The sequence below is a fragment of the Candidatus Phytoplasma gossypii genome (assembly GCF_030586975.1).
GTDB classification, from domain to species: domain Bacteria; phylum Bacillota_I; class Bacilli_A; order Acholeplasmatales; family Acholeplasmataceae; genus Phytoplasma; species Phytoplasma citri.
This window is the reverse complement of the sequence record NZ_JAOSIT010000022.1, coordinates 1-10,078: the sequence shown is the minus strand read 5'-3', so window position 1 is coordinate 10,078 and position 10,078 is coordinate 1. Positions and strand designations below refer to the sequence as shown.

At 31.0% G+C, this 10,078-nt stretch carries 11 protein-coding genes and 2 pseudogenes; all 13 read right to left on the bottom strand.

Features of this window, described 5'->3' with window-relative positions; genetic code table 11:
* A pseudogene (locus OC698_RS02095) lies at positions 1–610 on the bottom strand (reverse transcriptase domain-containing protein); the annotation flags it as partial.
* A gap of 692 nt (positions 611–1,302) precedes the next feature.
* Positions 1,303–1,515, bottom strand: coding sequence for a YneF family protein (locus OC698_RS02090; protein WP_078123152.1), 213 nt, complete (start codon positions 1,513–1,515; stop codon positions 1,303–1,305).
* An 84-nt stretch (positions 1,516–1,599) separates the two neighbouring features.
* Positions 1,600–2,154 carry a 16S rRNA (guanine(966)-N(2))-methyltransferase RsmD gene (gene rsmD / locus OC698_RS02085; protein ID WP_304513072.1) on the bottom strand — a complete coding sequence of 185 codons (555 nt, stop codon included), beginning with the start codon at positions 2,152–2,154 and terminating at the stop codon, positions 1,600–1,602.
* 22 nt (positions 2,155–2,176) lie between these two features.
* Positions 2,177–2,746, bottom strand: coding sequence for a bis(5'-nucleosyl)-tetraphosphatase (symmetrical) YqeK (yqeK, locus tag OC698_RS02080; protein ID WP_304513071.1), 570 nt, complete (start codon positions 2,744–2,746; stop codon positions 2,177–2,179).
* A 16-nt stretch (positions 2,747–2,762) separates the two neighbouring features.
* Complete coding sequence (locus OC698_RS02075) at positions 2,763–3,329, bottom strand: YqeG family HAD IIIA-type phosphatase (RefSeq protein WP_304513070.1); 567 nt, start codon at positions 3,327–3,329, stop codon at positions 2,763–2,765.
* Between the two features lie 15 nt (positions 3,330–3,344).
* Positions 3,345–3,884, bottom strand: a complete 540-nt coding sequence (gene greA, locus OC698_RS02070) for a transcription elongation factor GreA (RefSeq protein ID WP_304513069.1) — start codon at positions 3,882–3,884, stop codon at positions 3,345–3,347.
* A 343-nt stretch (positions 3,885–4,227) separates the two neighbouring features.
* Positions 4,228–4,750 (bottom strand): annotated as a pseudogene (locus OC698_RS03220) (group II intron reverse transcriptase/maturase); the annotation flags it as partial.
* Complete coding sequence (locus tag OC698_RS02065) at positions 4,747–4,989, bottom strand: hypothetical protein (protein WP_304513068.1); 243 nt, start codon at positions 4,987–4,989, stop codon at positions 4,747–4,749. The pseudogene OC698_RS03220 and the gene OC698_RS02065, both read right to left, overlap by 4 nt.
* Before the next feature lie 568 nt (positions 4,990–5,557).
* Positions 5,558–5,881, bottom strand: a complete 324-nt coding sequence (locus OC698_RS02060) for an O-methyltransferase (RefSeq protein WP_304513067.1) — start codon at positions 5,879–5,881, stop codon at positions 5,558–5,560.
* 159 nt (positions 5,882–6,040) lie between these two features.
* Positions 6,041–7,774 (bottom strand): reverse transcriptase domain-containing protein, encoded by a 1,734-nt coding sequence (locus tag OC698_RS02055; protein ID WP_304513066.1) that lies wholly within the window; start codon positions 7,772–7,774, stop codon positions 6,041–6,043.
* Positions 7,775–8,301: 527 nt separating this feature from the next.
* The gene (locus OC698_RS02050; RefSeq protein ID WP_304513065.1) at positions 8,302–8,535 is read right to left on the bottom strand and encodes a hypothetical protein; all 234 of its coding nucleotides are present in this window, start codon (positions 8,533–8,535) and stop codon (positions 8,302–8,304) included.
* Between the two features lie 29 nt (positions 8,536–8,564).
* Positions 8,565–8,798 (bottom strand): Holliday junction resolvase RuvX, encoded by a 234-nt coding sequence (ruvX, locus tag OC698_RS02045; RefSeq protein ID WP_304513064.1) that lies wholly within the window; start codon positions 8,796–8,798, stop codon positions 8,565–8,567.
* A gap of 186 nt (positions 8,799–8,984) precedes the next feature.
* Positions 8,985–10,078, bottom strand: a 1,094-nt coding sequence (locus OC698_RS02040; protein WP_304513063.1) for a reverse transcriptase/maturase family protein, incomplete at its 5' end; no start/stop codon positions are given.

Genomic DNA, 10,078 nt, shown 5'->3' with positions numbered 1-10,078 from the left:
TATCTTCAGCTAGATAATTTAGATGGGTTAAAACACCGAGATTGTTAGCCAAACAAAAGTATTGGATAATTCCTTTAACAATTGTTTGATAGGTCCGGATTATTTCTAATTCGTCTCTATCCGCTAATGTTTCGTCGTGTTTCACCTTTCCCTCTTTTAACCAATTATATTCATGTCCATATTCTTTGGCTTTCGCTTGGGGAATTTGGATTTGAAATTTACCGTTTAAGGAATTCTTAGTGGTTTTCCTTTCGCGTGTTTTATTGGCGGGGTTTACCTTAATCATGTAGGATAAAAACCTTGTTCCTTTGTTGGCTTTAACAATCTTTGACTTATCCTTACTGATCGTAAGTTTCAAATCTTGTTCTAACAATTGCGTTACTCGGTTCTTAATCTCTTCGGCTTTGTCATACTCACCCTTAATTCCAATGATAAAATCATCAGCGTAGCGGATGTATTCAACTCTTATCTTTGGGTTTAAATTGATATACCTATCAACCCCCAGTTGATGGTGCTGGTTTTTAAGCCATGTTTTCCGATATTCTGGGTTATCCTTTTTAATTGGTTTTTCTTCTTTAATCAGTTCCTCCATTTTCAGGTCCATGTAATGTTTCTAGTGAAACCGTTGTTGACATAATATCAACCCCTGCCATTGAATAAATAGTAAATTACTTTCTTCTTTCGCCCTATAAGAGTCATTAACTCTCTTCTTGGTAAGCCGATTGACTAAATTATTCCAAATTTAGGTTTACCCTTACGACTACTCAAAAGATTCTTTATCCTTGACCATCCGGGCTTTTATTTCCGGATTAATAAACTTAATTACTTGGTTTTAGGATTCTCCAAGTTACCCTAAATTTCTACCTTAATTCCTTAGGTGAAGTACCCTCTTTTGGGAGGCTGATTCCAGGTTTTCTTTAGCTGATAAACTACTCAATACTGAATTTATATATTAGTAGTATCCGGACTGCTCGTTTAAGCAACTTCCGAAACAGGTTTAATTATTACATCAATTTTCCTTCTTAGGCCATCTCAGGCTTCTCCATCGAATTATTTGGTAGCGGAGTCATTTTGACTAATTTGCTTTCGTCGCAACCCGCTTTTATAGTCTGCTGTAATCCAACATTCTTTCGTCTGTCAGACCGACTATATCCTTTCAGGGTTTATCGACCCTGGCTATTGGTTAGATAGCACGAAATTTAGGCCTCTTTGGCGCCCAATTCATAATTATAAAAGTTATTATAACAATAAATATAATCACAAATAATATATAATAACTCATTAACTTTATTTAATCTCCTTTTATTTTTTATTTTTCATCGCCAACATAATTTGTTGAATTTGTTTTTCACTAGGACTTCTTCCCATTTGTTTGAACATTTCTTTAATTTGTTTTTTATTTATAGGAGGATTTTTTTCTAAATATTTTTTAATACCGAAAAACATTACTAATGCTCCTACTAAAATTCCTATAAATAAACCTGATAAAAATAAAATTGTTTCAAACCAAGTCATAACTATTTTCCTTTCAATTTTAATATTTATGGGAATAATTTAATTATTTTTTAATAAATTTATTTAATTAAAAATTATCTTTTATTATAAAACAATAGGTTTATAAAAAATTAATCTTTTGTTGCCGTATTTTTGGTTCTTAATTAAAATACATTTGTGATTAATATTAGGTAATAAATTTTTATGATAAGTTTCATAAATAATCCAACTTTGACAATGAATAATTTTAAATAATTCAGGAAATAAATGTTTAATATCCAAAGTATAAGGAGGATCTAGAATAATTACATCAAATTTAATTTTTTGATATATAAATCGTTTTAACATATTGAAAGCATTTTTATAAAAAACTATTATTTGTTGATTACTAATTTTAAGTTTATTTTGATTTTTTCTAATGGTTAAATATGCTGGAAGAGAATTATCTACCATAAAAATCTTTTTTGCTTTTCTACTTAAAGCTTCAAAACCATAAGCTCCAGAACCCGCGAATAAATCTAAAACAATACTATTATTAATATCTTTTTGAATAGTATCAAATAAAGCTTTTCTAATTAAATGAGTAGAACTTTTAGTAGTTTTAGATGGTACTAAGTTTAAACGAAAATTTTTATATTTTCCTGATATAATACGTAACATTATAAATATTACCAAACTTTTTTCAATTTAAAGCAAGTTTTTTCTTTAAAGAATTTAATATTTTTATTTGTTCAGGGAAAGATTTAAAACCTTTGCTAATATAATAATCAAGATTATTTTTTAATAATTCATATATTGTCTGATCTAAATTTTTAAAAGCTAATTTTCTAAAATAATCGATATTCGGAAAAGTTCTGCTATCTTCTATTTTATCGCTAATTAAAATAATCTTATCTAATTTATTCATGTTTTCATGACCCCAAACATGTTTTCTAATTGCATCAAAAATTTTTGTATTATTAATATTAAATTCTTGTCGAAGCACAATGGGCGCACTAAAAGCATGATACATAAACACCATTTGTTTATATTTATTAATAATTTCATGATTTAACAAAGATAAATGAAATTCTAAAGATTCATTTTTAGTATAATCATGAAATAAAGCAGCTATTTGAGCTTCTTCAAGGTTTTCTTCATAAAATAAAGCTAATTCAGTAGCTTTTTGATAAACTCCTAAAATATGATTTAAACGATAAATATCATTTTTAAATTTATTATTAATTTTTTTTAAAATTTCTTCTATCAACATACCTTTTAATTATCTTTTATTTAATAAAATTCTTAAACTTTTTATTATAAATATCTAAATTAGTTTTTCGAATTAAATTAATTAAAGGTCTTTCTATATAAACACGATTATATTTTGTAAATAAATTTTCTTGTTTTCTATTCAGAGGCCTTACTAAAATAGAAGTAATATTTAATTCATTAGCTCCTTTAATATCTGTGGCTAATTGATCTCCAATCATGATCACTTCTTGAGTTTGTATTTGAGTTAAACTTAAAACTTTGCGAAAACCCCAAGATGAAGGTTTTTTATGAAACAAATTAAGATAAACATAATTCCAATTAGGTTCTAAAATTTTTTTTAATTTACGATTAGAAGCATTTGAAAGAATAATTATTTGAAATTTTTTACTAATATTTGTTAAGAAATTGTAAACTTTATTATCTAATGTTGTTTGATAGGGTTCTATAAGAGTATTATCCAAATCAAATAATAAAACTTTAAAATTTTTTCGAAAAAAATATTCGAAAGGAATTTCGAAAACAGAATCATAATAAAAATTAGGTATATAATGAAGGTAATTTTCTAATTTTATAATTTTCATATCTTCATATCGAATTTAATGTATTTTCAAAATTTTAATATCAATAATTTTACCAGTTTCAGATTTATATTTTACTTGATCACCTTCTTTATGACCTTGTAAACTTTGTCCAATAGGAGATTCGATAGAAAATTTATTATTTAAAGGATCTACTTCTAAAATTCCAACTAAATGTAATTTTAAAATTTGCATATTATCTAAAAACTGAATATCTACTGTATTACCGATAGTAACAATTTCCTTATTTTGATTAGAATGATCAATTATTTCTGTATTTTTTAAGATATTTTTGATTTCAGAAATTCTTGTTTCTATTATTATTTGTTCATTAGTAGCAGCAGCATAGTCAGCATTTTCGCTTAAATCACCTTGATCACGAGCCTCTTTTAAAGAAATTAAATTTTCACTTCTCTTAGTAGAAGTTAAATGTTCTAACTCTTGTTTTAATTTATCTAAACCTTCTTGAGTTAACTTATAAATTTGTTTATCTTTATGAATATTTTTTTTATCAACTTTATATTTATTCGTATAAGAATCAATAATATCCTGGTTCATAATAAATAACCTCTTTTTTTGTTGTTTTTTTATACTAGATAATTAATTTTATTGTCTAAATATATATGTAGATGGTAAAAAATTTTTACAAGAAATGCTTAAACCATCTCCTAAATCAGTAAATATAGTTTTAAAAAAATAATTATTTTTTAAATATATTTTAAATTCTTGTATTTTAATACGGATAGATTAATTGCGTTTTATGCAGCGATTTGTATTTGCCGTTTTATTTACAATCAGCCCCCGTCCAAACCGGACAAGCAAGTTTCCAAGCATCCGGCTTTCCCTAATTTACTCTCTTGCGAGAACTAATTTCCCCTCACGGTTGATTAGCTATTTATTCTTATCGTTCTTGTTTTCTAATGTCGTGTATTTGTTGATTTGTTATCTTGCGATGACAATCTTTACACAATACTTTTGTTCTTTTATTCATGATGCTTTGGCGATTCGCGTTGCGGACCGTGCAAACGGTCAGTTAGATTTGTGCGACCTTGGAATATAAATCTATTAATGGTAATATCCGGATTTCCCTTATAGTTACGCATTTTTTTAATTTTATCCCAAGAGTAAACGTCCCATGGTTCGTATTGAGTCTTTCCTTTGTTAATATAGGAGATACCCCAAGTTGAACCTTTATTGAATTTCTTTCGAACTCTGGCAATCGACGTTTTCGTTTCCTTGCCAGCGTTTTCAAACAGCTATATTCTGCTAGATAATTTAATTTAGATGGGTTAAAACACTTAGATTGTCAGCTAAACAAAAGTATTGAATAAATTCCCTCTAACAATTGTTTTATAGGTCCGGATTATTTCTAATTCGTCTCTACCCGCTAATGTTTCGTCGTGTTTCACATTTCCCTCTTTTAACCCTGATGGTATCTTTCTAGTTTTCCTAGATTAATTCCATCGATGGTCTCGTTGTCAACGCCTGGTGTGCCCGCTCCTTTGTTAACAGCGATTCTATTAAATGCTGTTAACGTGTTATAGAAATTATTCATTCCTTGTTGCAGCTCTCTTTTTAAAGAATAACCATTTGATGAACGATATTGAATTTTATCCAATGTTCGTGAAAGTTTAGTTTCTAGTGAAACCGTTGTTGATATCATATATCAACCTTCCTTGATACCATTGAATAAATAGTAAATTACTTTCTTCTTTCGCCCTATAAGAGTAGTTAACTCTCTTCTCGGTAAGACGATTAACTAAATTATTCCAAATTTAGGTTTACCCTTACAACTACTAAAAAGATTCTTTCTCCTTGACTATCCAGGCTTTTATTTCCGGATTAGTAAATTTAATTACTTAGTTTTAGGATTATCCAAGTTACACTAAATTTCTACCTTAATTCTTTAGGGGAAGTACCCTCTTTTGGGAGGCTGATTCCAGGTTTCTTTTGTTTGATAAACTACTCCGTACTCTTAATATATACTAGTAGACTCTGGACTGTCCGTTTAAGCAACTTCCGAAGCAGGTTTATAATTACATCAATTTTCCTTCTTAGGCCATCTCAGGCTTCTCCATCGAATTATTTGGTGGCGGCGTCTTTTTGACTAATTTGCTTTCGTCACAACCCGCTTTTATGGTTTGCTTTAATCCAGCATTCTTTCGTTTGTCGGACCGACCATCTCCTTTCAGAGTTTATCAGCTCTGGTTATTGGTTAGATAACACGAAACTTAGGCCTCTTTGGCGCCCTTAAGAATTCTACAAACATTTTTAGAATTATTTTTTTGCATAAACAAATTATGAAAATTTAAATTATCGCAAATAATAAAACCATTATTTTTGATAAATTTTTGGTATTTTTCGAATAACTTACAATATTGTGATTTAGCGCCATCAATAAAAATTAAATCATAATTTTTTTTAGGTTGATATATTAAAGCTTCTGTCCAAATTACTTTAACCTTAAAAGGTGTGTTAAAAAATATTTTTTTAGCCAATTGATAATAATTATATTTTCGTTCTAATGTTTCAATTTGATTATCCGGATTACACATGGTTAACGATACGGATAGATTAATTGTGTTTTATGCAGCGATTTGTATTTGCTGTTTTATTTACAATCAGCCCCCGTCCAAACCGGACAAGCAAGTTTCCAAGCATCCGGCTTTCCATAATTTACTCTCTCTCGAGAACTAATTTCTCCTTGCGGTTAATTAGCTATTTATTCTTATCGTTCTTGTTCTTTTGATATCATGTATTTGTTGATTGGTTATCTTGCGATGACAATCTTTACACAATACCTTAGTACTTTTATTCATGATACTTTGGCGATTCGCATTGCGGACCGTGCCAATGTGATGAATTTGAAGTTGGGTTGTTTTGTCGCAGTTCTCACAACATTCCGCTTTTAGACGGTCAGTTAGATGTGTACGACTCTGGAATAAAAATCTATTGATGGTAATATCGGGGTTTCCCTTGTATTTACGCATTTTTTTGATTTTATCCCAAGAGTAGACTTCCCATGTTTCGTATTGAGTCTTTCCTTTGTTAATATAGGAGATGCTCCAAGTCGAACCAATATTAAGTTTCTTTCGAACCCTGGCAATCGATGTTTTCCATTTTCTTGCCAGTGTTTTCAAACAGCTATATTCAGCTAGATAATTCGAATGGGTTAAAACACTGAGATTGTTAGCTAAACAATAGTATTGGATAATTCCTCTAACAATTGTTTGATAGGTTCGGATTATTTCTAATTCATCTCTATCTGTTAATGTTTCGTCGTGTTTTATCTTCCCCTTTTTTAACCAATTGTATTCATATCCATATTCTTCGGCTTTTGCTTGGGGAATTTGGATTTGAACACTGCCGTTTAGGGAATTCTTTGTAGATTTCCTTGTACGAGTTTTATTGGTAGGATTTACCTTTATCATGTAGGATAAAAACCTTGTGCCTTTGTTAGCTTTCACAATTTTTGATTTGTCCTTACTAATGGTAAGTTTCAAATCTTGTTCTAGCCATCGGATCACTTGATTCTTAATCCCTTCAGCTTTTTCATATTCGCCTTTAATGCCAATGATAAAATCATCGGCGTAACGGATGTACTCAACTCTTGTTTTTGGATTTAAATTGATATACCTATCAACTCCCAGTTTATGGTGCTGGTTCTTAAGCCATGCTTTTTTATATTCTGGGCTCTTCTTCCAAATTGGCTTTCCTTTTTTAATTAGTTCATCCATTTTAAGGTCGATGTAATGTAAATATACATTCGCCAACAAGGGAGAAATGATTCCTCCTTGAGGAGAACCGGATAAGGATTCGTATTTGACCCCATCTTTCATGAAGCCGGCTTTCAACCATTTGTTAATAGTTGAGAGGACTTTATTCTTTCTGATGAACCGATTTAAGGTTCTTATGAGAATCTCATGATTGATGGTATCAAAGTAGCCTTTTAAGTCAATTTTGATAATGTAGTCGATTCCTTTAAATCTCTGTTTGACGCGTTTGATGGCGTCGTGGCAAGATTTTTTGGTTCTAAATCCAAAACTCCATTCTGAGAAGATATTTTCAAAATAGGGAGTTAAGAGTTGTTCGAGGCATTTTTGTATTAGCCGGTCCTTGATAGTAGGTAGCCCTAGGGGCCTAGTTTTTTTGTTATCACTAGGAATGAGAATTCTTTTAACTGGTTTGGGGTTATATCCATTATTGATGTATTCCTGATGGTATTTTTCTAGTCTTTCTAGATTGATTCCATCGATGGTTTCGTTGTCAATTCCGGGTGTTCCCGCCCCTTTATTAGCAGCAATTTTATTGAATGCCGTTAACGTATTGTGAAAGTTATTCATTCCCTGCTGTAATTCTCTTTTTAAGGAGTGACTATTTGATGAACGATATTGAATTTTATCCAATGTTCGCGAAAGCTTAGTTTCTAGTGAAACCGTTGTTGACATAATATATCAACCCCTTTCTTGATACCATTGAATAAACAGTAAATTACTATCTTCTTTCGCCCTATAAGAGTCGTTAACTCTCTTCTCGGTAAGGCGATTAACTAAATTATACCAAATTTAGGTTTACCCTTACGACTACTAGGAAGATTCTTTATCCTTGACGCTCCGGGGTTTTATTCCGGCTTAGTAAACTTAATTACTTCGTTTTAGGATTCTCCAAGTTACACTAAATTTCTACCTTAATTCTTTAGGGGAAGTATCCTCACTTGGAGGCTGATTCCAGGTTTTTATTTTTTGATAAACTACTCAATATATAGCGCATCTATTAGTAGACTCTGGACTATTCGTTTAAGCAACTTCCGAATAGGTTTCGGTATTACATCCTTTTCCTTCTTAGGCCGTCTCAGGCTTCTCCATGGAATTATTTGGTGGCGAGGTCTTCTTGACTAATTTGCTTTCGTCGCAACCCGCTTTTATGGCCTGCTCTGATCTGACATTCTTTCGTCTGCCAGACCGGCCATATCCTTTCAGAGTTTATCAGCTCTGGCTATTGGTGAAATAGCACGAAATTTAGGCCTCTTTGGCGCCCCGCTATAACCGATAGCAGTTCCTATTTCTAAAATATCTATTATTTTTTTTTGATTAATAAAGTTTTCTAAAAATAAACCAGTTTCTTTGTGAATAATAGGTATACGCTCTTTTATAGCATATTTTTTTATTTTTTTTAAGTATTTTTTTTTTATTTTATAAAATATAGACATATGTAAATTCTTTATAAATTTATATTTATTTAAATAGATTTCTGATAATTTAAAAAATTTTGCAAAATTATCTTAGCAGCCATTTCATCTTTTAATTTAAATATTTTAGTTTTTTTATATTGAGCTTGATACATATTATCAATTGCTTCTTTAGTTGAAAGTCGTTCATCCCACAAAAATATTTGAACAAATGGAAAAGATTTCTTAATTCTTTTGCTAAAAGAAATACTAATTTTAGATTTAATTCCTATATTATTGTTCATATGTTTAGGATTTCCTAAAACAATTGTATTAAATACGGATAGATTAATTGCGTTTTATGCAGCGATTTGTATTTGCTGTTTTATTTACAATCAGCCCCCGTCCAAACCGGACAAGCAAGTTTCCAAGCATCCGGCTTTCCATAATTTACTCTCTCTCGGGAACTAATTTTCCTCGCGGTTAATTAGCTATTTATTCTTATCGTTCTGATTCTTTCTGATATCATGTATCTGTTGATTGGTTACCTTACGATGACAATCTTTACACAATACCTTGGTACTTTTATTCATAATACTCTGGCGGTTCGCGTTGCGGACCGTGCCAATGTGATGAATTTGAAGTTGGGTTGTTTTATCGCAGTTCTCACAACATTCCGCTTTTAGACGGTCAGTTAGATGTGTACGACTCTGGAATAAAAATCTATTGATGGTAATATCGGGGTTTCCCTTGTATTTACGCATTTTTTTGATTTTATCCCAAGAGTAGACAACCCAGGGTTCGTATTGGGTTTTCCCTTTATTAAGATAAGGAATACCCCAAGTTGAACCTATATTAAGTTTCTTTCGAACTCTGGCAATTGATGTTTTCCATTTTCTTGCCAGTGTCTTCAAACAGCTATATTCAGCTAGATAATTTAGATCGGTTAAAACACCGAGATTGTTAGCTAGACAAAAGTATTGGATAATTCCTCTAACAATTGTTTTGTAGATTCGGATTATCTCTAATTCGTCTCTACCCGCTAATGTTTCGTCGTGTTTTGCCTTTCCCTCTTTTAACCAATTATATTCGTGTCCGTATTCTTTGGCTTTCGCTTGGGGAATTTGGATTTGAACTTTACCGTTGAAGGAATTCTTTGTGGATTTCCTTGTACGGGTTTTATTGGTGGGATTTACCTTTACCATGTAGGATAGAAACCTAGTTCCTTTGCTGGCTTTGACAATCTTTGATTTATTCTTGCTAATAGTAAGTTTCAAATCTTGTTCTAGCCATTGCGTTACTCGGTTCTTAATCTCTTCGGCTTTGTCATATTCACCTTTAACGCCAATGATAAAATCATCAGCGTAGCGGATGTATTCAACTCTTGGTTTTGGATTTTGATTAATATCTCTGTCAATTCCCAATCTATGGTGCTGGTTTTTACGCCATGCCTTACCATATTCTGGGTTTCCTTTCCTAATTGGTTTTCCTTCTTTAATCAGTTCCTCCATTTTCAGGTCCATGTAATGTAAATATACATTCGCCAACAAAGGGGAAATAATTCCTCCTTGAGGAGAACCTGATA